We start from the raw sequence: 20,180 nt of genomic DNA, 5'->3' as shown, positions 1-20,180 counted from the left end.
GCGTTCGGCGGGGTGTCCGGCGGGGTGTTCAGCCGCAGCAACCCCCGCCGCAGCAGCCGCCCCCGCCGGAGGGGGCGGACTGCGGTGCGCTGCTGCCGGCGCCGCCCGTGACGGCGACGGCGGACAGCAGCTTCACGGTGTCCTCGTGGCCCTGCGGGCAGACGGCGGGGTCGTTGGCCTGCGCCATCGTGCGGCGCAGTTCGAACGTGGCGCCGCAGGAGCGGCAGCGGAAGTCGTAGCGTGGCATACCCGCAGGGTACCGACGAGCGGGCCGGTCGGGTGGCTCGGCGGTGCGATCCGAGGCCGCCGCGGCTCAGCGGTGGATCCGAGGCCGCCGCGGCTCGGCGGCGTGATCCCTGGTCGCCGCGGATCAGCGATGGGAGCCGAGGTCGCCGCGGATCAGCTCGATCACCCGGGCCGCGGTGTCCCGGGCCGCCGCCAGTTCGGTCAGGAAGAGCCAGTAGTCCGGGTGCCGGCCGCCCTCCTCCAGCGTTGCGAGCGCCCGGTCGATCCGCGCGACCGCCTCGTCCAGCGGCGCGGCGTGCCGCGGGTCCGGCGCGTGCCGGCCGGCCATCGCGAGCCGCTGCGCGTCCCGGACGGCGAAGCGGGCCCGCTCGACCTCCCGGCTCGGGTCGTGCTGCACCTCGTTCAGCTGCCGCAGCCGCTCGTTGACCGCGGCGACCGAGCCGTCCGCGGTGTCCAGCAGGGCGCGCACCGTACCGATCGCGCCGGTCGCGTCCGCCCAGCGCTGCTCGTCGCGCGCCCGCGCCGCCTCCGCCAGCTTCCCCTCCGCCGACCGGCCGGCCTCCGCCACCTGCTCCGGCACCCGCTGCAGGTCCTGCCAGCAGGCCGTGCTGAACCGGCGGCGCAGCTCGCTCAGCGCGGGCCCGACCGTCTCGGCCTTGGTCTCCAGTGCCTGGACACGGGTCCGCAGGCTGGACAGCCGGCGGTCGATCTCCCGCGCGCGCTCGGGCAGCTGCGCGGCGTCGGCCGTGATCGCCCCCGCCTGCTGCGCGACGGTCTCCGCCCGCTGCAGCGTCGCCGCCACGCCGTGCCGGGCGGCGCCCTCGTTCAGCCGGCCCAGTTCCGGCGCCAGCTCGGCCAGCCGGGCCGCCAGGTCGTCCGCCCGCAGGCCCGCGGCGCGTGCGGCGTCCAGCGCGTTGCTCGCCGCGAGCAGCGCGCGCTTCGCCTGCTCGACCGCCGGGGTGACCCGCATCAACTGCTGCTCGGCGTGCTGGAGCACCGGCTGGAGACGCTGCAGGAAGTCGTTCAGCTCGGCCCGCGCGGAGCCCAGCCGGCCCCGCACGTCCTCCAGGACGCGCCGGGCCCGGGCCGCCGCGCCGGCGTCCAGCGTCTCGTCGTCCAGGTCGTACGCGTCCAGCGCGGCCAGGTAGTTCACGGTGACCTGGTCGACCCGGCCGGAGATCGCGTCGAAGTCCGCCTGCGTCCGCTGCGAGGTCGCGGCGTTCCCGGCGGCCCGGACGGTCTCCACCGCCAGCTGCACCTCGCGCTGCGTCGAGTCCAGCTCGTAGAACGCCTCCTGCGCGGCGTCCCGCGCCGCGCGGGCGTCCGCCCGCACGCCGTCGCCACCGCGCCGCCCCCACCAGCCGCCACCGCCGGCCGACGCCAGCCCGACCGCGCCCAGCGCGCCGGCCAGCACCACCGGCAGCACCAGCGCCTCGGCCAGCCCGCTCCCCGCCCGACGCCGTCCCACCGACACTGCGCGCTCCCTGCTCCGACCGCTGATCCGCCCGCCATTGTCCCCGATCACCCCACCCCACCGGCACCCCCACCCACCCCACTCCCCGCCCACCCGCACCACACCACCCCCGACGACCAGGTACCCTAGGCAGTCGTCGTGCCCCCACCGGGCCGCGACGGGGGGCGCGTAGCTCAGTGGTAGAGCGCTGCTCTTACAAAGCAGATGTCGGCGGTTCGAAACCGTCCGCGCCCACCAGTTGTCTCGAAGGGCCGGTTCAGGAGTCATTCCTGGGCCGGCCCTTTCGGCGTTGTGGGGCGTGGTGGTGAGGGGCTCATTTTGGTCCGTCGGGTGGGGGTGCTGCGGGTGGCGGGGGGTGTTGGGGCGGGTGAGGATCGGGGGGTGGACGAGTCGCGGGCGGCGTTGTCGGCGCGGTTGAACTGGTTGCGGGCCGCGGTGCTCGGGGCCAATGACGGGGTGGTGTCGACGGCGGGGATCGTGACGGGTGTCGCGGGGGCGGCGGGGTCGCGGACGGCGTTGCTGGCGGCGGGGGTCGCTGGGCTGCTCGCGGGGGCGATGTCGATGGCGGCCGGTGAGTACGTCTCGGTCAGCACCCAACGGGACACCGAGCGGGCCGCGTTGGCGAAGGAGCGGCGGGAGCTGGCGGAGGATCCGGAGGGGGAGCTCGACGAGCTGACGGACTACTACCGGGGGAGCGGGCTGACGGACGGGCTCGCCCGTGAGGTGGCGGTGGCGCTGACCGAGCGGGACGCCCTCGCCGCGCACGCGCAGACCGAGCTCGGCATCGACCCGCAGGTGCTGACCGATCCGTGGCAGGCGGCGCTGGCGAGTGCCGCCGCGTTCACCCTCGGGGCGCTGGTCCCGTTGCTGGCGGTGCTGTTGCCGCCGGAGTCGTGGCGGCTGCCGGTGACGGTGGTGGCGGTGGTGGCGGCGCTGACGCTGTCCGGGTGGACGAGCGCCCGGCTCGGCGGGGCGGGTCCGGTGCGTGCGGTGCTGCGCAACGTCGCGGGCGGGCTGCTGGCGATGGCGGTGACGTACAGCGGGGGCGTGTTGTTGGACCGCTTCACCGGGTGAGCGTGCCGGAGCTTCCGGAGGCGGGCCGCCACGGCCTGTGTTTGTGTGGCAGCAAACCGCTTGGGAGAGGTGAGCCGTCGTGACCATGCCCCCGTTCGGATCCAGCGATCCGTTCTCCGACCTGCTCAGCCGGTTCTTCGGGATGAGTCCGCTGGCCTCCCCGCCCGCCGTTCAGCGGGTGCCGATCGGCCGGTTGCTGAGCGAGTCGTCGCAGGAGCTGCTGGCGATGGCGGCGCACCGCGCGGCGGAGGACGGGAGCAGCGACCTCGACACCGCGCACCTGGCCTGGGCGGCCACCCGGGTGGAGCCCTCGCGCCGGATGCTGGAGCGGGCGGGCATCGATCCGGACGAGCTGTCCGCGGACCTGGAGCAGGTGCTGCCGTCCGGCCCCGCGCCGGCGGTGGACGGGCAGCCGGCACTCACGCCCTCGGCCAAGCGCGCGCTGCTCGCGGCGCACGCCCGTTCGCAGGCGGCGGGGGCGTCGTACATCGGTCCGGAGCACATCCTCGGCGCCTTGCTGGACCAGGAGCGCTCGGGCGCGGGGGCGGCGCTGCGCAACGCGGCGCCCTCGCAGGAGGCGCTGAAGACGGTGCTGGACGGGCGGGGCGTCGGCGGGGAGCGCAGCAGTACGGGCGCGCACCCGAGCGGGACGCCGACGCTCGACGAGTACGGGCGGGACCTCACCGAGGAGGCCCGTTCGGGCCGGCTGGACCCGGTGGTCGGGCGGGCCGAGGAGATCGAGCAGACCGTCGAGATCCTGTCCCGCCGCACCAAGAACAACCCGGTGCTGATCGGCGAGCCGGGCGTCGGCAAGACGGCGATCGTGGAGGGGCTGGCGCAGCGGATCGTCTCGGGGGACGTGCCGCAGAGCCTCAGGGACAAGCGCGTGGTCACCCTGGACCTGACCGCGCTGGTGGCGGGCTCGAAGTACCGGGGCGAGTTCGAGGAGCGGCTGAAGAACGTGATCGACGAGGTCACGGCGGCCGAGAAGAGCGTGGTCCTGTTCCTGGACGAGCTGCACACGGTGGTCGGCGCGGGCGGTGGCGGCGAGGGTTCGATGGACGCCGGCAACATCCTCAAACCGGCCCTCGCGCGCGGCGAGTTGAGCGTGGTCGGGGCGACGACGCTGGACGAGTACCGCAAGCACGTGGAGAAGGACGCCGCGCTGGAGCGCCGCTTCCAGCCGGTGCTGGTGCCGGAGCCGAGCGTCGAGGAGACCGTGGAGATCCTCCGGGGGCTGCGCGACGCGTACGAGGCGCACCACCAGGTGCGGTTCGGCGACGACGCGCTGGACGCGGCGGCGACGCTCTCGGACCGGTACGTCAGTGACCGCTTCCTGCCCGACAAGGCGATCGACCTGCTGGACCAGGCGGGCGCGCGCGTGCGGTTGCGCAGCCTGTCCGGTTCGACCGCGGCGACCTCGGTGCAGGACCGGATCACCAAGCTCAAGCGGGAGTTGGAGGAGGCCGTCGCGGACGAGGAGTTCGTGCGGGCCGCCAACCTGAAGACCGAACTGCGGCAGACCGAGGACGAGCTGGCGGCGGTCGCCGAGTCCCGTGAGGAGGTCGTCGCGGTCACCGCGGACGACATCGCGCAGGTGCTCTCCTCCCGGACCGGCATCCCGGTGGCGGAGCTGAACGCGACCGAGCGGGAGCGGCTGCTCAAGCTGGAGGAGCACCTGCACGAGAGGGTGATCGGCCAGGACGAGGCGGTCACCGCGGTGTCCCAGGCGGTGCGCCGCGGCCGGGCCGGGATGGGCGACCCCGAGCGGCCGACCGGTTCCTTCCTCTTCCTCGGGCCGACCGGCGTCGGCAAGACGGAGCTCGCGAAGGCGCTGGCGGCGCTGCTGTTCGGCGACCCGGACCGCATGGTCCGCTTCGACATGAGCGAGTTCCAGGAGAAGCACACCGTCTCCCGGCTGGTCGGCTCGCCGCCCGGGTACGTCGGCTACGACGAGGCCGGGCAGCTCACCGAGGCGGTGCGCCGCAAGCCGTACAGCGTGCTGCTGTTCGACGAGGTGGAGAAGGCGCACCCGGACGTCTTCAACCTGCTGCTCCAGGTGCTGGACGACGGGCGGCTGACCGACTCCCAGGGGCGTACGGTCGACTTCCGCAACACCGTGGTGATCATGACGAGCAACATCGGTTCGCAGCGGATCCTCGACCACGTGGGGAACGTCGACGAGATCCGTGACGACCTCATGCGGGACCTCCGCCTGCACTTCCGGCCGGAGTTCCTCAACCGGATCGACGAGGTGATCGTCTTCCACGCGCTCACGCGCAAGGACCTGCTGTCCGTCGTGGACCTGCTGCTGGAGCGCAGCCGGCGCCGGCTGAGGGCGCAGGACGTGCGGCTGGAGGTGACCGGGGCGGCCAAGGAGTTCCTGGTCAACCGGGGGTACCAGCCGGAGTTCGGGGCCCGGCCGCTGCGCCGGACGATCCAGTCGGAGCTGGACAACCGGGTGTCCAACCTGCTGCTGGACGGCACGGTGCGGGAAGGGGACACGCTGATCGCGGACGTGGGGGAGGGCGGTCTGGTGGTCACACTGGCGCGGCCGGAGCCGTCGGCGACCTTCGACGAGGCGGAGGCAAAGGCGGCGGTCGGGGCCGGGACCGGAGCCGGGACCGGAGCCGGGACTGGGGTCGGGACCGGGGCCAGGGCGGCCGATGCGGAGGCCGGCGCGGCTGCGAGGGGGTGAGCCGCGGCGGCCGGGTTCCGGGCGTGGCCCGCAGGGGCGTACTCCCGGGGGAGTACGCCCGAACGCCACTGGTGGAGGACGCGCGCGGGCGGGGCGCGGGTCTAGCCTTCCGGGCATGATGCCGCCGATGTCCCCGCCGCCGTCGGAGCGGCCGCCCGGTCGGAGCGGGGCCGAGCCCGGTGCCGCGGACGGCCCCACGCCCGCCGACGGTCCGGCCGGGCCGCCGCCCGAGCCGTGGCGTCCGCCGTGGGTGCGGGGTGCCTGGGGCGGCCGGTCGCTGGGGCTCGCGGTGGGCGTCGCCGTGGTGCAGGTGGTCGGGTCGTCGTTCGCCGGGCGGCACCAGAGCGGGCGGGTCCCGCTGGACGCGTTCGGCTACGTCCTGCTGCTGCTCGGCCCGGCCCTGCTGGTGGTGTGCCGCAGCCGGCCGGTGCCGGCGGTGGCGGGCACCTCCGTCGTCACCGCGGGGTACCTGGCCGCCGGGTACCCGTACGGGCCGGTGTTCGCGAGCTGGCTGATCGCCTGCTGCTCGGCGATCGCCTGCGGGCGCCGCAGGGCGGCCTGGGCGGGGATGGTTGGGGTGTACCTGGTGCACGTCCTGGTCACCTTCGTGCTGCCGGACGGCTGGCAGCGCGTGCCGCGCACAGCGTTCTCGTGGCAGCAGGAACTCGGCCTGCTGGCCTGGCTGTTGCTCGTGCTGGCGATCGCCGAGATCATCCGGTTCCGGCGCGAGCGGATCGCCGCCCACCGGGCCTACCGGCAGCAGCTGGAGCAGCGCCGGGCCAACGAGGAACGGCTCAAGATGGCCCGGGAGCTGCACGACATCCTGGCCCACAGCCTGTCGCTGATCAACATCCAGGCGGGGGTCGGGCTCGCGCTGCTGGACCAGCGGCCGGAGGAGGCCCGCGCGGCGCTGGCCACCATCAAGTCGACCAGCAAGGAGGCGCTCGGCGAGGTCCGCCAGGTGCTCGCGACGCTGCGCGGGCCCGGGGCGGCGCCGCGCGGCCCGGCGCCCGGGCTGGCCCGGCTCGACGAACTCACCGACCAGGCCGACCGGGTGGGGCTCACGGCCGAGGTGCACGAGCTGGGCGACCGGCGGCCCCTGAGCGCCGCGGCCGACCTCACCGCCTTCCGGATCGTCCAGGAGGCGCTGACCAACGTCGTCCGGCACTCGGCGGCGCGCGAGGCGGTCGTCGTCCTGGACTGGACGGATCCGGAGGCGCTCGTCGTCAGGGTCGAGGACCCGGGCCCGGCGGTGCTCGGCGACGCCGGCGGATCGGGCAGCGGGCTGGCCGGCATGCGGGAACGGGCGGGCGCGTTCGGTGGCACCATCTCCGCGGGAGCGCTGCCGGGCGGCGGCTTCCGGGTACGGGCGGAGCTGCCGACACCGAAGGCGGAGGGCGAGTGATCCGGGTACTGCTGGCGGACGACCAACTGCTGGTGCGGGCGGGCTTCCGGGCCCTGCTGTCGCTGCAGGACGACATCACCGTGGTCGGGGAGGCGGACGACGGCGAGGCCGCGGTGCTGCTCGCCCGCGAACTCGTGCCGGACGTCGTCCTGATGGACATCCGGATGCCGCGGATGGACGGCCTGGAGGCGACCAGGCGGATCGCCGAGGACCCTTCGCTGTCCTCCGTCCGGGTGGTCGTGCTGACCACCTTCGAGCTGGACGAGTACGTCTTCGAGGCGCTGCGGTCGGGGGCCGCGGGTTTCCTGGTCAAGGACACCGACCCGGCCGACCTGCTTCGCGCGATCCGGGTCGCCGTCGCGGGGGACGCGCTGCTCTCCCCGGGCGTGACGCGGCGGCTGATCGGCGAGTTCGCGGCGCGTTCGAAGGCGCCGGAGGCGGGGCCGGCCGGGCTGGCGGACGTCTCAGGGCTCACCGAGCGGGAGCGCGAGGTGCTGGCGCTCGTGGGGATGGGGCTGTCGAACGAGGAGATCGCGCGGCGGCTGGTGGTGAGCCCGCTGACGGCGAAGACGCACGTCAGCCGGGCGATGGTGAAGCTCGGCGTGCGGGACCGGGCACAACTCGTCGTGCTCGCTTACGAGTCGGGGCTCGTGCGGCCGGGCTGGCTGGGCTGAGCGTCCGGGGCCCGGCGCTCCTCCTGGTGGCCGGGCCGCCCCTGGCCGCCGCCTCCCCGGCGACGTTTCGTCCCTCTCCGGCTACTTCCTCCCGGCTGCTTCCGCTCCGGCTACTTCCTCCCCGGCGTGTCGCAGCCCGCTCGTACTCCCTCGGGAGTACCCCAACTGCCTCTGCCGGTGGGACGCGTGATGAGACCGCCCGGCGGGACGCTCTAGTCACCTCGGGAAACCGCCCGAGGTCCTGGAGGCCCCACGCCGAGGAGATGAACCACCCATGTACACGCTGCTCGCCGACTGGGACGGGCACGGGCCCGGTCCCTGGATCCTGTTCTTCCCGCTGATCTGGATCGCCGTCGTGTTCCTGGTGATCTTCGTGCTGCGCCGGACGGTCTGGCGCCGCGGCTGCGGGTACCGCGCGGGAGCCGACCACCCGCTGGCCGTCCTCGGCCGCCGCTACGCCGAGGGCGACATCGACGCCGAGGAGTACCGCTCGAAGCGGGCCGTGCTCAGCGAGTCGCCGCGGTCGCCGCGCGACGGGGCGGGGGGAGGTGCCGGGAAGTGACGACCCTCGACGTCCTGCACGGCACCGCCGCCCGGGTCGCCGACGCCGTGAAGGTCTACGGCGTCGGCGGCACGGAGGTCCGGGCGCTGGACCGCGTCACGGTGGAGTTCCCGGCCGGGCGCTTCACCGCGATCATGGGACCGTCCGGCTCGGGCAAGTCCACCCTGATGCACTGCGCGGCCGGCCTCGACACCCTCACGGCCGGCCGCGCGTGGATCGGGGACACCGAGCTCGGCCCACTGGGCGACCGGCGGCTCACGCTGCTGCGCCGGGAGCGGCTCGGCTTCGTGTTCCAGGCGTTCAACCTGGTGCCCACGCTCACCGTCCGGGAGAACATCACCCTTCCGCTGGACCTCGCCGGGGCCGCCCCCGACGAGGCCTGGCTGACGACCCTCATCGACGTCGTCGGCCTCGGCGACCGGCTGCACCACCGGCCGAGCGAGCTCTCCGGCGGCCAGCAGCAGCGGGTCGCGGTGGCCCGGGCGCTGGCCGGGCGGCCGCAGGTGGTCTTCGCCGACGAGCCGACGGGCAACCTCGACTCCCGCACCGGCGGCGAGGTCCTCGGCCTGCTGCGCCGCGCGGTGGACGAGATGGGCCGGGCCGTCGTCATGGTCACCCACGACCCGACGGCGGCCGGGTACGCCGACGAGGCGCTGTTCCTCGCCGACGGACGCCTGGTGGACCGGATGGAGCGGCCCACGTCCGGACTGGTGCTGGACCGGATGAAGGCCTTCGAACGGGGGCGGTCGTGACGGTCCTCGACCCGGTCGTGATGCGCCTCGGCCTGCGCTCGCTGCGCGCTCACAAGCGGCGGCTGGCCGGCACGCTCCTGTCCATCCTGCTCGGCGTCAGCTTCCTCACCGGCACGATGGTGCTGGGCGACACCCTGCGGGCCAACTTCGACACCCTCTTCGCCGATGCCAACGCGGGCACCGACGTCGTCGTGCGCAGCGCCGACGTGCTCGACTCCCCGGGGACGGCCGGCGGTGTCCGGGCACCGGTGGACGCGGCGCTCGCCGACCGGCTGCGCGCCGTGCCCGGGGTCGCGGCCGCCGAGCCGTCCGTCCAGGGCGCGGGCCAACTCGTCGGCGCCGACGGCAGACCGATCGGTGGCCAGGGCCCGCCCACCCTCGCGGGGAACTGGCTCGCCGACGGTCGGCTCAACCCGTACCGGCTGGCCGAGGGCCGGGCGCCGGCCGCCCCGGGCGAGGTCGTGATCAACCGGGGGGCCGCCAAGAGCGGTGGGCTGCACGTCGGTTCGACCACCGTGCTGCGCACGCCCGATCCGGTGCCGGTCACCGTTGTCGGCATCGCGACCTTCGGCGCGAGCGCGGATGGCATGGGGCCGAGCACGTTCACGGCGATGACGTTCGCGGACGCCGAGCGCCACCTCACTCCCGAGGGCGCGGGGCAGGCCAGTTCGATCCAACTCCGCGCGACGGGCGGGGTCTCCCAGCAGGAGCTGGCGGCCCGGATCGCGCCGCGGCTGCCGGCCGGGGTGCAGGCGGTCACCGGCGCGGCGGCCACCCGGGAGAGCACCCAGCAGCTGTCCGGGCGCTTCCTGAGCATGTTCACCACGCTGCTGCTGGTCTTCGCCGGGATCGCACTGCTGGTGGCCACGTTCACCATCCACAACACCTTCGCGATCGTGGTCGCCCAGCGGACGAGGGAGAACGCGCTGCTGCGGGCGCTCGGCGCGGTCCGCGGCCAGGTGCTCGCGGCGACGCTCGCCGAGGCCCTGGCGGTCGGCGTGCTGGCCTCGCTCGGCGGGCTGCTGGGCGGGATCGGGGTGGCGACCGGGCTCAAGGCGCTGTTCTCGGTGCTCGGCTTCGCGCTGCCGACCGGCGGCATGGTGATCAGCACCGCAGCGGTGGTGCTGCCGCTCGCGGTCGGAACGTTGGTCGCGGTGGGCTCGGCGCTGCTGCCCGCCGTGCGGGCCGGGCGGACGGCACCGCTGGCAGCGCTGCGCGAGACCGGCGTCGACCGGGCGGCCCAGGGGCGTTCGGGCGTCCTGCGGGTGCTGCTCGGGGGCCTGCTGATCGCGGGCGGGGTGCCGGCGGCGGTGCTCGGTGCCACGGACGGTCCGTCGGTGCTCCTGACGGCCGGCGGGGCGCTCGCGGTGCTGGTCGGCGTGGTGGTGCTCGGGCCGGTCGCGGCGGCGTTCGCGGTACGGGTCCTGGGCGCGCCACTGCCCCGGCTGCGCGGGGTCTCCGGCACCCTGGCCCGTCGCAACGCGGCCCGCAACCCGCGCCGGACGGCGGCCACGGCGAGCGCGCTCATGATCGGGGTCGCGGTGGTGACGCTGTTCACCGTCTTCGGTGCGTCGATCAAGGCCACCCTGGACGACACGGTCGACAAGTCCTTCGCGGGCGATCTCGCCGTCACCGCACCGTCGTTCGGCGCGGGCGGCAGCGGGATCAGCCCCAAGGCGGCCGACGCGCTCGCGGGGCTGCCCGAGGTGCGGCAGACGGTCGGCCTCGGCCGCGGCGTGGCCCGGATCGACGGCCACGGCCGGGTGCTGGACGTCACCGATCCGGCCCGCCTGGCCGGGATCGTCGACCTCGGCCGGGTCGAGGGCTCGCTGGACGCGCTCGGCGCGGACGGACTGGCGGTCTCCCGCGGCGAGGCGGAGCAGCAGGGCTGGAAGCTCGGCCAGAGCGTGACGGTCGGCTTCGCGGACGGCGCGAGCGGTCCCTTCACCATCCGCGCGCTCTACGAGGGCGGCGGGCTGGCAGGTGACTACCTGATGACCCGCCAGGCCTGGGCGCCCCACCGGGGGCAGGACAGCGACACCCTGGTCGCGGTCGGGCTGCGGGCCGGCGTCTCCCCGGCGGCCGGCAAGGCGGCGGTGCAGCAGGCGCTGGTCCCGTACGGCGGTCCGCAGGTGCAGGACCGGGCGGAGTACGCGGCGAGTGCGGCCGCCGGGGTCGACACGATGCTCTCGGTGGTCTACGCCCTGCTGGCGCTGGCGGTGCTGATCGCGCTGCTGGGCATCGCCAACACGCTGACGCTGGCGGTGCACGAGCGGACCAGGGAGCTGGGCCTGCTGCGGGCGGTCGGCCAGACCAGGGCGCAGCTGCGGGGCATGGTGCGCTGGGAGTCGGTGCTGGTGGCCGCCTTCGGGACGGTCGGCGGGCTCGGCCTCGGGGCCTTCCTCGGCTGGGCGCTCGTGCGGGCCTCCGACAGCGCGGGGACGGGCTCGTTCGCGATACCGCCGGTGCAGCTGGCGGTGGTCCTGACGGCCGGTCTGCTGGCGGGCGCGGTGGCCGGGCTCCGCCCGGCGGGCCGGGCGGCACGGCTGGACATCCTGCGGGCGATCGCCACGGACTGACCGGCGGGAGAGCGCGGGACCACAGGGAGGTGACCGAAGAAGAGCCCAGGCCGGAGAAGGACCGACAGCAAAGAAGGGCCCAGGACGAGGAAGGGCTCAGCGGAAGGAGGGCCAAGGAACGGACATGGTGAACGCCCCAGGAGAAGGCACCGACCCGGCACCCGGCCGGGACGTCAGTCCGCCGCCCGCGGGAACACCTCCCGCAGCAGCGGGTCCGGCAGGCCGCGGCGGCGCCACTCGCGCGGGTAGCCGAGCGAGACCTCCTCGAAGGGCACGCCGTCGTAGCTGGTCTTGCGCGGGATGTGGAGGTGGCCGTAGATCATCGCGGCGGTGTTGAAGCGGCGGTGCCAGTCGGCCGTCAGCTCGGTGCCGCACCACTGGGCGAACTCGGGGTACCAGAGGATCTCGGTGGGGTGGCGGACCAGCGGGTAGTGGTTGACCAGGACGAGCGGCAGGTCCGGGTCGCAGGCCGCGAGCCGCTGCTCGGTCAGCCGGACGCGCTCGCGGCACCAGGAGTCGCGGTCCGGGAACGGATCGGGGTGCAGCAGCCGCTCGTCCGCGCACACGATGCCGCTCTCGTAGGCGGCCGCCAGGGACTCCTCCTTGGTGGTCGCGCCCGGAGCACGGAAGGAGTAGTCGTAGAGGAGGAAGAGCGGGGCGACGGCGACCGGCCCGCCGGCACCCTGCCAGACCGGGTACGGGTCCTCGGGGGTGAGCACCCCGAGCCGGCGGCACATGGCGACCAGGTGCTCGTAGCGGGCCACGCCGCGCAGCTGCACCGGGTCCTCGGGGTGGGTCCACAGCTCGTGGTTGCCGGGGGCCCACACCACGCGGGCGAAGCGTTCGGCGAGCAGTCCGAGCGCCCACTCGATACTGGTGGAGAGCTCGGCGACGTCACCGGCGACGATCAACCAGTCGTCGGGGCTGGTGGGTTGGAGCTTCTCCACCAGGCCGCGGTTCTCCTCGTAGGAGATGTGCAGGTCGCTGACGGCGAGCAGCCTCCCGCCCGCCGCGCCGCTCCCCGGCTGCGCTCCGCTGCCGTACTCGGTCGTCACTCCTGCCCCCTGTGGTCACCGGTCGATGCCGCCACAGTACGGGGCAGGGCCGGGTTCGCGGGGCGGAACCGCGGAGCTCAGCGGCGCGCGGGGACGCGGCCGGGCTCAGGAGCTGGGGGTCCGGTTCAGGAGCCGAACTCCATGATCACGCCGTGCGCCGAGACGGTGGTGGCGGTGAAGACGGCGAGCGCGGCGACGCCGAGCACGAGGCCGAGGACCGCCCGGCCGCGTCGCCGGGTGCCGCGGACCAGGGCGAGCGTGCCGAGGACGATGGCCAGCGGACCGAGGACGATGTTGAAGATCAGCAGGCCGGGGAGGCCGAGCAGGAAGGAGGCGACGGCGAGGTTGTCGGCCTCGGTGACGGTCGCTTGGCTCGCGGTGGCCGGCTGGTGGTCGGTGACGGTGCTCATGACGGTGGCGGGTCCTCTCGGGTGAAAGGAGCGGTGAAAGGGGCGGAGAAAGGAGCTGGGTCGGAAGGAGCCGAGGGCGGCAGGGGCTCAGCGCTGCCGCAGGCGGGCGATGCCCTCGCGGGCGCCGAAGGCGAGCAGCCAGGCGGTGATGGCGGCGGAGGCGGTGAGGAAGACCGGGAGCGAGGTGTGTGCGGCGGCGCCGATCAGGACACCCATGGCGACGAGGGCGGAGAGCAGGATCACGGCCGACCAGTCCTTTCCGGTTTCGGCTTCGGTTTCGGGTTCGACGTCGGGTTCAGTCTCGGCGTCGAGCCTGACCCCGGTTTCGGTTGACAAGTGTTCACCGAGTTGGCCTCACTCTACGCCGGGCTGGCCAGGTTCGGCAAACAGTTGTTTACTGAATGGCGTGAATCACACCGAGGGGGCCGAGTCGCCCCGGAGCGCAGGGGCCGAGCAGCCCGAGACCGTCGGCGTCAGACAGGCCCAGAAGCAGCAGAGCCGCCGGGCGCTGCTGGACGCAGGTCTGCGCCTGCTGGCCGATCAGAATCTCGCGAGCCTCGGCGTCCGCGAGGTCACCCGCGCCGCCGGGCTGTCGCCGGCCGCGTTCTACCGGCACTTCCCGGACCTCGCCGCGCTCGGCGTCGCGTTGGTCGAGGAGTCGCTGGCGAGCCTGCACCTCATGATCCGCTCGGTGCTCGTCGGGGAGGGCGGCGCCGAGGAGCTGATCGACCGTGCGGTCGACGTCATCCAGCGGCACGTCCGTGAGAACCGTGCGCACGTGCGCTTCCTCGCGCGCGAGCGGCACGGCGGTGTCCGGCGGGTGCGGGAGGCGATCGACGCCGAACTCGGCCGTTTCGCGGCGGAGGTGGGTGCGGCGCTCGGGCTCCAGCCGGTCTCGGCGGGCTGGAGCGAGGGTGACCTGCGGATGCTCGCCGAGTTGTACGTGGACCACATGGTGTCCACGGCCGCCGCGTTCCTGGAAGCGCTGGAGGCTCAGGAGGCCGATCCGGGCCGCGAAGGGCGGATCGCCGCGACGGCCCGGCTGCAGTTGCGCCTGATCAGCGTCGGTCGGCGCCACTGGCAGAGGAGTTGAGCGCACCGGTCGGCCGGAGTCGATGACCGCGGCCGGGGTGTGCTCCGGCCCTTCCAAGCGACCTCTCAGTTGATCTCTCCGTTGACCTCTCGGTGGCGGCGGACCTCTTGACATCTAGTCATGTCCGCGACAGCTTTGGTGGACCCCCACACCGAGAGGTCTCTCATGAGGAAGCCGCTCATAGGCATGCTCGCGACGGTCCTGGTCGCCGGAGCCACCACGCTGGCCGGACTGGCCCCGGCACAGGCCGCCCCCCTTGCGAACGCCGCCCCCCTTGCGAATGTCGCGACGGGCGCCAAGGGCGCCATCGCCGCCCCCGCCCCGGCGGATGCCGCCGTCGACTTCACCGGCAGTGTGGCGCTCGACAACTGTTCCGGGTCGCTGGTCCGGATGCCCGGCTCGGCAGGCAGTGACCCCGCACTCGTCCTGTCCAACGGCCACTGCCTGGAGTCCGGTATGCCCGGCCCCGGTCAGGTGGTCACCGACCAGCCGTCCAGCCGGACGTTCACCCTGCTCGACGGTTCCGGCGCCGACCTCGGCACGCTGAACGCGGTCAAGGTGGTCTACGGCGCCATGACCGACACCGACGTGTCGATCTACCAGCTCGACTCCAGCTACGACACGATCCAGGCGCAGTACGGGATCGCCCCGCTGACCGTCTCCGCCGACCACCCCGCCCAGGGGGCCGACATCCGGGTGGTCTCCGGTTACTGGAAGCGGATCTACTCGTGCTCGGTCGACGGTTTCGCCTACCAACTGCGGGAGGCGGACTGGACGTTCAAGGACTCGGTCCGCTACACGTCCGGCTGCAACGTGATCGGCGGCACCTCCGGCTCGCCGGTGGTCGACGCGAACAGCGGGTTGCTGGTCGCCGTCAACAACACGATCAACGAGAACGGCCAGTCCTGCACGCTGAACAACCCGTGCGAGGTCGACCAGGGCGGCGCGGTGACGGTCCACCAGGGCATCGGCTACGCCCAGGAGACGTACATCATCCCGCCCTGCTTCGGCGCCGGGAACGTCCTCGACCTCACCCTGCCCGGCTGTGCCCTTCCCCGCCCCTGACCAGCACCTTCCGCGATGGGCCGCCCGCCACCCGGCGGGTGGCCCATTCGGCCGTCCACCGGGCGGCCGCCGCACCAACCGCACCGCAGAGTAGTGCCGATGAGGCAGCTGTCATATCCGTTGACCAGATGGAGAGTTGATGAGCACCAGGTTCAGAAGACTGCTGGTTTCCGCCCTGCTGATACCGCTGCTGAGCGCCGGCGGCGGCCTGGCGGCCCCGGCGTTCGCGCAGGCCCCGGCGTTCGCGCAGGGCACGGCCGCGACCGCCGCCCACGCGCAGCGCGACGTGGCCGCCGACCCGACCGCGGACATCAAGGCCCGCCTCGCGGCGATCCCGGGGATGACCATCACCGAGGAGAAGCCGACCGACGCGGACCACCGGTACTTCCTCCTCACCTACACCCAGCCGATCGACCACTTCCGTCCCTGGCTGGGCACATTCCAGCAGCGCATCAGCGTGCTGCACCGCGGCTACGACCGCCCGACCGTCTTCTACACCAACGGCTACACGCTGGGCACCACGCCCTCGCGCACCGAGCCGACCCGGCTGGTCGACGGCAACCAGGTCTCCATCGAGTACCGGTACTTCACCCCGTCGCGCCCGGAGCCGGCGGACTGGACCAAGGCCGGGATCCGCCAGGCGGCCGCCGACTCGCACCGGATCGTGACCGCGCTCAAGGAGATCTACCAGCAGGAGTGGCTCTCCACCGGCGCCAGCAAGGGCGGAATGTCCTCCACCTACTACCGCCGGTTCTACCCGGACGACGTGGCGGGCACGATCGCGTACGTCGCGCCGAACAACACCGACGTGAACGACGACGCGCCGTACTCCGAGTTCTTCCGGAACGTCGGCACCCCCGAGTGCCGGGCCGCGCTCGACGCGGTGCAGCGCGAGCTGCTGGTGCGCCGGGACCGGCTGGAGACGCGCTTCACGGCCGACAACAAGGCGGCCGGCTCGACCTTCGCCGTCGTCGGTTCGGTGGACCGGGCCTACGAGGGCAGCGTGCTCGACGTGGTCTGGGGCTTCTGGCAGTACAGCCTGCAGTCCGACTGCGCGAAGGTCCCGGTGGCGGCCACCGCGACCGACGACGAGCTGTACAAGTGGTTCGACGCGCAGGAGGGCGTGACCAGCTCCAGCGACCAGGGCCTCGCCAAGTACACCGCGTACTACTACCAGGCCGCGACCGAACTCGGCGCGCCCTACTTCGACGTCTCGTACCTGAAGGACCTCCTGCACTACGACTACAAGGAGCTGTACGCGCCCCGCGCGTACGTGCCCAAGGAGATCCCGACCACCTTCAACCCGAAGGCGATGCCCGACATCGACCGCTGGGTGAAGCGCGAGGCCGAGCGGATCATCTTCGTCTACGGCGGCAACGACCCGTGGGGCGCCAAGCCGTTCGAGCTCGGCCGGGGCAGCGACGACTGCTACGTCTACACCGTTCCGGGCGGCAACCACGGCTCCAACATCGGCAAGCTGCCGGCCGAGGAGTCGGCCGCGGCGACCGCCAAGGTGCTGGAGTGGGCCGGCCTGGCCGGTGGCCAGGACGACGCGCGCTCGCTCGCGAAGTCGCAGTCGCAGGCACCGTCGTCGCAGTACCGGATCCCGCCGTTCGGCCCGCTCGACGAGGAGGGCCAGAAGCTGGAGCGCCACCCGCTCTAGTGTCGTAGCCGGGTACCACGCACGCAGGAAGGCCGCCTCCGCTCGGTGAATTCGAGGGGGCGGCCTTTCGCGTCCGGTTCTCGCTCCGGCTTTCGCGTACGGCTCTCGCTCCGGCTCTCGCATCCGGCCGGAAGCCGCCCCCGCCGAACCCCTCCCCGAAGCAGTGAATCGGTGCTTCAATGCTTCCATGGCCTACCGACGCACCCCCGCCGTCCAAGCCCGTCTGGACGCCCAGCGCGAGGCCGTGCTGCAGGCGGCCGTCGGCCTGCTCGCCGAGCGCGGGTACGGCGGCTGCACGATGGCCGCGGTCGCGGACCGCGCCGGGATCGCCACCGGCAGCGTGTACCAGCACTTCACCAACAAGGCCGAGTTGTCGGTGCAGTTGTTCCGCCGGGTGGTCACGCGCGAGATCGCTGCGGTGAACGCGGCCGTCGCCCGCCGGGAGACGCCCGAACAGCGGATCGCCGCGGTCGTGGAGACGTTCGCCGCCCGTGCCCTGCGCGCGCCACGGCTGGCGTACGCGCTGCTGGTCGAGCCGGCCGACGCGGTCGTGGACGCCGAACGCCTGGTGTTCCGGCGGGCGTTCCGCGACGTGATCGCGGCCGAGATCGCCGCCGCCGTGGCCGCCGGGCGGCTGCCCGCCCAGGACCCGGTGCTGACCGCCGCCGCCCTGGTCGGCGCGGTCGGCGAGGCCCTGGCCGGCCCCCTGGCCGCCGAGCCCGAGCCCGATCCGGCCCGCATGGAGCCCGAGCCCGCGCTGGCCCCCGCCGAGCCCGAGCCGCCCAGCACCACCCCCGCCGGAGCCGGACCCGAACGGACCACCGCCGAGGTGGTCCCCGCCCTGGTCTCCTTCACCCTGCGTGCCCTGGGAGGACGCGATGACAGCGACGCATGAGGTCACCAACCAGGTGCCCCTGCCGTACGGACACGACACCGCCGCCGATCCGACCCTGCTCGCCGCCCTGGACCGGGCCGGCGCCGGCTGGGCCGAGCCCGAGCTGCGCGAGCTCGGCCGACTGGCCGGCTCCGAGCAGGCCGCCGAGTGGGGCCGGCTGGCCAACGAGAACCCGCCGGTGCTGCGCACCCACGACCGCTTCGGCCACCGGATCGACGAGGTCGAGTTCCACCCGGCCTGGCACGAGCTGATGCGCACCGCCGTCTCCCACGGCCTGCACGCCGCGCCCTGGCGGGACGGCCGGCCCGGCGCCCACTCCGCCCGCGCCGCGAAGTTCTTCGTGTGGGGCCAGGTCGAGGCGGGTCACACCTGCCCGGTCTCGATGACCTACGCCGCTGTCCCGGCCCTGCGGGCGAACCCTTCCCTGGCGGCCGAGCTGGAACCGCTGCTGGCCGCCACGGAGTACGACTTCGGGCTGCGCGAGCCGCGCTCCAAGCGCGGGCTGATCGCCGGCATGTCGATGACCGAGAAGCAGGGCGGCTCGGACGTCCGCACCAACACCACCACGGCCACCCCGCACGCGGACGGCACCTACCGCCTGACCGGCCACAAGTGGTTCACTTCGGCGCCGATGTCCGACCTCTTCCTGACGCTCGCCCAGGCGCCGGGCGGGCTCAGCTGCTTCGTGCTGCCGCGCGTGCTCCCGGACGGCGGCCGCAACCGCCTCCACCTGATGCGGCTCAAGGACAAGCTGGGCAACAAGTCCAACGCCTCCGCCGAGCTGGAGTACGACGGCGCGGTGGGCTGGCTGGTCGGCGAGGAGGGCCGGGGCGTGCCGACCATCATCGAGATGGTCAACATGACGCGCCTCGACTGCACCGTCGGCGGTGCCTCCGGCATGCGCTACGGCGCGACCCGGGCCGTCCACCACGCCGTCCACCGGCGGGTGTTCGGCAAGGCGCTGGTGGACCAGCCGCTGATGCGCAACGTGCTCGCCGACCTGGTGGTGGAGTCCGAGGCCGCCACGGCCGTCGCCATGCGGCTGGCCCACGCCACCGACCTCGCCCTCGCCGGGGACGAGAACGAGGCGCTGGTACGGCGGTTGGGGCTGGCCGTCGCCAAGTACTGGGTCTGCAAGCGCGGTCCGGCGCACGCGGCCGAGGCGCTGGAGTGCCTGGGCGGCAACGGCTACGTGGAGGAGTCCGGCATGCCGCGGCTCTACCGGGAGGCGCCGCTGGTCTCGATCTGGGAGGGCTCGGGCAACGTCGCCGCCCTGGACGCGCTGCGGGCCATGGCCAGGCGCCCGGAGAGCGTCGAGGCGTTCCTCGGCGAGCTCGACTCGGCGGCCGGCGCGGACCGCCGCCTGGACGCGGCGGTCGCCGAACTGCGCAAGCAGCTCTCCGACCCGACGGACCTGGAGTACCGCACCCGCCGCCTGGTCGAGGCGATGGCGCTGGCCTTCCAGGGCTCGCTGCTCGTCCGGTACGGCAGCCCGGCGGTGGCCGACGCGTTCTGCGCGACCCGCCTCGGCGGCGACCACGGCGGTGCGTTCGGCACCCTGCCGCCCGGCGTCGACGTCACGGAGATCATCGACCGCGCCCGCCCGGTGCCCGCGTGAACGACCACACCGCGGAAGGCGCCGAGGCGGCGGCCGTCCGGGCGTTCTGGCGGGACCTCGGCCTGCCCGGCCTGATCGATGTCCACACCCACTTCATGCCGCAGAACGTCCTCGACAAGGTGTGGGCGTACTTCGACGCGGCCGGCCCGCTGGTGAACCGCCCCTGGCCGATCACCTACCGGGAGGCCGAGGAGCGGCGCGTCGAGCGGCTGCGGGAGTTCGGTGTCCGCGCGTTCACCTCCATGCTCTACCCGCACAAGCCGGGCATGGCCGCCTGGCTGAACGCGTGGGCCGCGGACTTCGCCGCCCGCACGCCGGACTGCCTGCACACCGCGACGTTCTTCCCCGAGCCCGGGGCGGCGGAGTACGTGGCGCGCGCGATCGACGAGGGCGCCCGGGTGTTCAAGGCGCACCTCCAGGTCGGCGGCTACGACCCGGCGGACGCGCGGCTGGACGACGTGTGGGGGCTGCTGGCGGAGAGCGGCACCCCGGTGGTGACGCACTGCGGATCCGGGCCGGTGCCGGGCAAGTTCACCGGTCCGGGGCCGATCGGCGAGGTGGTGGCCCGCCATCCCGGGCTGGTGCTGGTGGTCGCCCACCTCGGCATGCCCGAGTACCGGGACTTCCTCGACCTCGCCGAGCGCCACCCGGCCGTCCGGCTGGACACCACGATCGCGTTCACCGACTTCGCCGAGGCCGACGTCCCGTTCCCGCGCGACGAACTCCCGCGCCTGCGCGGGCTGCAGGAGCGCGTCCTGCTCGGCAGCGACTTCCCGAACATCCCGTACCGGTACGTCCACCAGCTGGAGTCGCTGGCCGGGCTGGGCCTGGGGGAGGAGTGGCTGCGGGCCGTCTGCCACGACAACGCGGCTGGTCTGTTCGGTCTCGGCGGCCCGTCCGCGTAGGCCGCCGAACGT

At 73.8% G+C, this 20,180-nt stretch carries 18 protein-coding genes and 1 tRNA gene; 14 read left to right on the top strand and 5 right to left on the bottom strand.

The window, feature by feature from the left end; genetic code table 11:
- Window positions 1–28: 28 nt before the first annotated feature.
- Together ACFVSN_RS23795 and ACFVSN_RS23790 are read right to left on the bottom strand one after the other, a co-directional pair.
- Window positions 29–247, bottom strand: a complete 219-nt coding sequence (locus ACFVSN_RS23795; RefSeq protein ID WP_380439336.1) for a zinc ribbon domain-containing protein — start codon at window positions 245–247, stop codon at window positions 29–31.
- Between the two features lie 123 nt (window positions 248–370).
- Window positions 371–1,714, bottom strand: coding sequence for a hypothetical protein (locus ACFVSN_RS23790; protein ID WP_387956539.1), 1,344 nt, complete (start codon window positions 1,712–1,714; stop codon window positions 371–373).
- Between the two features lie 168 nt (window positions 1,715–1,882).
- Between ACFVSN_RS23790 and ACFVSN_RS23785 the strand changes: the two genes are divergently transcribed.
- The 8 genes from ACFVSN_RS23785 (at window position 1,883) to ACFVSN_RS23750 (ending at window position 11,464) form a co-directional block, all read left to right on the top strand.
- Window positions 1,883–1,957, top strand: a tRNA-Val gene (locus ACFVSN_RS23785).
- 144 nt (window positions 1,958–2,101) lie between these two features.
- Window positions 2,102–2,794, top strand: a complete 693-nt coding sequence (locus tag ACFVSN_RS23780) for a VIT family protein (protein ID WP_387956538.1) — start codon at window positions 2,102–2,104, stop codon at window positions 2,792–2,794.
- Window positions 2,795–2,879: 85 nt separating this feature from the next.
- The gene (locus ACFVSN_RS23775) at window positions 2,880–5,492 is read left to right on the top strand and encodes an ATP-dependent Clp protease ATP-binding subunit (RefSeq protein ID WP_387956575.1); all 2,613 of its coding nucleotides are present in this window, start codon (window positions 2,880–2,882) and stop codon (window positions 5,490–5,492) included.
- A gap of 115 nt (window positions 5,493–5,607) precedes the next feature.
- Complete coding sequence (locus ACFVSN_RS23770; RefSeq protein ID WP_380506523.1) at window positions 5,608–6,897, top strand: sensor histidine kinase; 1,290 nt, start codon at window positions 5,608–5,610, stop codon at window positions 6,895–6,897.
- Window positions 6,894–7,571, top strand: coding sequence for a response regulator (locus ACFVSN_RS23765; protein WP_387589239.1), 678 nt, complete (start codon window positions 6,894–6,896; stop codon window positions 7,569–7,571). The genes ACFVSN_RS23770 and ACFVSN_RS23765 overlap by 4 nt, the downstream gene beginning before the upstream one ends.
- A 274-nt stretch (window positions 7,572–7,845) precedes the next feature.
- Window positions 7,846–8,133 (top strand): SHOCT domain-containing protein, encoded by a 288-nt coding sequence (locus ACFVSN_RS23760; RefSeq protein WP_380439346.1) that lies wholly within the window; start codon window positions 7,846–7,848, stop codon window positions 8,131–8,133.
- Complete coding sequence (locus ACFVSN_RS23755) at window positions 8,130–8,885, top strand: ABC transporter ATP-binding protein (protein ID WP_380493467.1); 756 nt, start codon at window positions 8,130–8,132, stop codon at window positions 8,883–8,885. The genes ACFVSN_RS23760 and ACFVSN_RS23755 overlap by 4 nt, the downstream gene beginning before the upstream one ends.
- A 20-nt stretch (window positions 8,886–8,905) precedes the next feature.
- A complete protein-coding gene (locus ACFVSN_RS23750) occupies window positions 8,906–11,464 on the top strand; it encodes an FtsX-like permease family protein (RefSeq protein ID WP_387956574.1) in 2,559 nt (852 codons plus the stop codon).
- Window positions 11,465–11,637: 173 nt separating this feature from the next.
- Here ACFVSN_RS23750 and ACFVSN_RS23745 read toward each other — a convergent pair whose 3' ends face one another.
- The 3 genes from ACFVSN_RS23745 to ACFVSN_RS23735 form a co-directional block, all read right to left on the bottom strand.
- Entirely contained in the window at window positions 11,638–12,519 is an 882-nt protein-coding gene (locus tag ACFVSN_RS23745) for a metallophosphoesterase family protein (protein ID WP_387956536.1), read from the bottom strand.
- A gap of 125 nt (window positions 12,520–12,644) precedes the next feature.
- Entirely contained in the window at window positions 12,645–12,929 is a 285-nt protein-coding gene (locus ACFVSN_RS23740; protein WP_380439354.1) for a hypothetical protein, read from the bottom strand.
- A gap of 87 nt (window positions 12,930–13,016) precedes the next feature.
- Entirely contained in the window at window positions 13,017–13,172 is a 156-nt protein-coding gene (locus tag ACFVSN_RS23735; protein ID WP_380439356.1) for a hypothetical protein, read from the bottom strand.
- A gap of 163 nt (window positions 13,173–13,335) precedes the next feature.
- Between ACFVSN_RS23735 and ACFVSN_RS23730 the strand changes: the two genes are divergently transcribed.
- From ACFVSN_RS23730 to ACFVSN_RS23705, 6 genes are all read left to right on the top strand, one after another.
- The gene (locus ACFVSN_RS23730; RefSeq protein WP_380506508.1) at window positions 13,336–14,022 is read left to right on the top strand and encodes a TetR family transcriptional regulator; all 687 of its coding nucleotides are present in this window, start codon (window positions 13,336–13,338) and stop codon (window positions 14,020–14,022) included.
- 165 nt (window positions 14,023–14,187) lie between these two features.
- Window positions 14,188–15,087, top strand: coding sequence for a trypsin-like peptidase domain-containing protein (locus tag ACFVSN_RS23725; protein ID WP_387956535.1), 900 nt, complete (start codon window positions 14,188–14,190; stop codon window positions 15,085–15,087).
- Between the two features lie 139 nt (window positions 15,088–15,226).
- The gene (locus ACFVSN_RS23720) at window positions 15,227–16,750 is read left to right on the top strand and encodes a S28 family serine protease (protein WP_387589253.1); all 1,524 of its coding nucleotides are present in this window, start codon (window positions 15,227–15,229) and stop codon (window positions 16,748–16,750) included.
- A 187-nt stretch (window positions 16,751–16,937) separates the two neighbouring features.
- On the top strand, window positions 16,938–17,645 hold the full coding sequence (locus ACFVSN_RS23715; RefSeq protein WP_387956534.1) for a TetR/AcrR family transcriptional regulator: 708 nt from the start codon (window positions 16,938–16,940) through the stop codon (window positions 17,643–17,645).
- Window positions 17,629–19,263 (top strand): acyl-CoA dehydrogenase family protein, encoded by a 1,635-nt coding sequence (locus ACFVSN_RS23710; protein ID WP_380506496.1) that lies wholly within the window; start codon window positions 17,629–17,631, stop codon window positions 19,261–19,263. Before ACFVSN_RS23715 ends, ACFVSN_RS23710 begins: the two co-directional genes overlap by 17 nt.
- On the top strand, window positions 19,260–20,168 hold the full coding sequence (locus ACFVSN_RS23705; RefSeq protein ID WP_380493485.1) for an amidohydrolase family protein: 909 nt from the start codon (window positions 19,260–19,262) through the stop codon (window positions 20,166–20,168). The genes ACFVSN_RS23710 and ACFVSN_RS23705 overlap by 4 nt, the downstream gene beginning before the upstream one ends.
- Window positions 20,169–20,180 lie beyond the last annotated feature (12 nt).

Source organism: Kitasatospora sp. NPDC057904, from assembly GCF_042887925.1.
Classification (GTDB): domain Bacteria; phylum Actinomycetota; class Actinomycetes; order Streptomycetales; family Streptomycetaceae; genus Kitasatospora.
Note: the sequence above shows the minus strand (reverse complement) of the source record. Positions and strands in the feature narration are given on the sequence as shown.

Bases quoted from the DNA above. Each gene is read 5' to 3' on its own strand.
- ACFVSN_RS23795 (WP_380439336.1), bottom strand. From the start codon at position 247: ATGCCACGCTACGACTTCCGCTGCCGCTCCTGCGGCGCCACGTTCGAA.
- ACFVSN_RS23775 (WP_387956575.1), top strand. From the start codon at position 2,880: ATGCCCCCGTTCGGATCCAGCGATCCGTTCTCCGACCTGCTCAGCCGG.
- ACFVSN_RS23770 (WP_380506523.1), top strand. From the start codon at position 5,608: ATGATGCCGCCGATGTCCCCGCCGCCGTCGGAGCGGCCGCCCGGTCGG.
- ACFVSN_RS23760 (WP_380439346.1), top strand. From the start codon at position 7,846: ATGTACACGCTGCTCGCCGACTGGGACGGGCACGGGCCCGGTCCCTGG.
- ACFVSN_RS23750 (WP_387956574.1), top strand. From the start codon at position 8,906: ATGCGCCTCGGCCTGCGCTCGCTGCGCGCTCACAAGCGGCGGCTGGCC.
- ACFVSN_RS23740 (WP_380439354.1), bottom strand. From the start codon at position 12,929: ATGAGCACCGTCACCGACCACCAGCCGGCCACCGCGAGCCAAGCGACC.
- ACFVSN_RS23725 (WP_387956535.1), top strand. From the start codon at position 14,188: ATGAGGAAGCCGCTCATAGGCATGCTCGCGACGGTCCTGGTCGCCGGA.
- ACFVSN_RS23720 (WP_387589253.1), top strand. From the start codon at position 15,227: ATGAGCACCAGGTTCAGAAGACTGCTGGTTTCCGCCCTGCTGATACCG.
- ACFVSN_RS23715 (WP_387956534.1), top strand. From the start codon at position 16,938: ATGGCCTACCGACGCACCCCCGCCGTCCAAGCCCGTCTGGACGCCCAG.
- ACFVSN_RS23710 (WP_380506496.1), top strand. From the start codon at position 17,629: ATGACAGCGACGCATGAGGTCACCAACCAGGTGCCCCTGCCGTACGGA.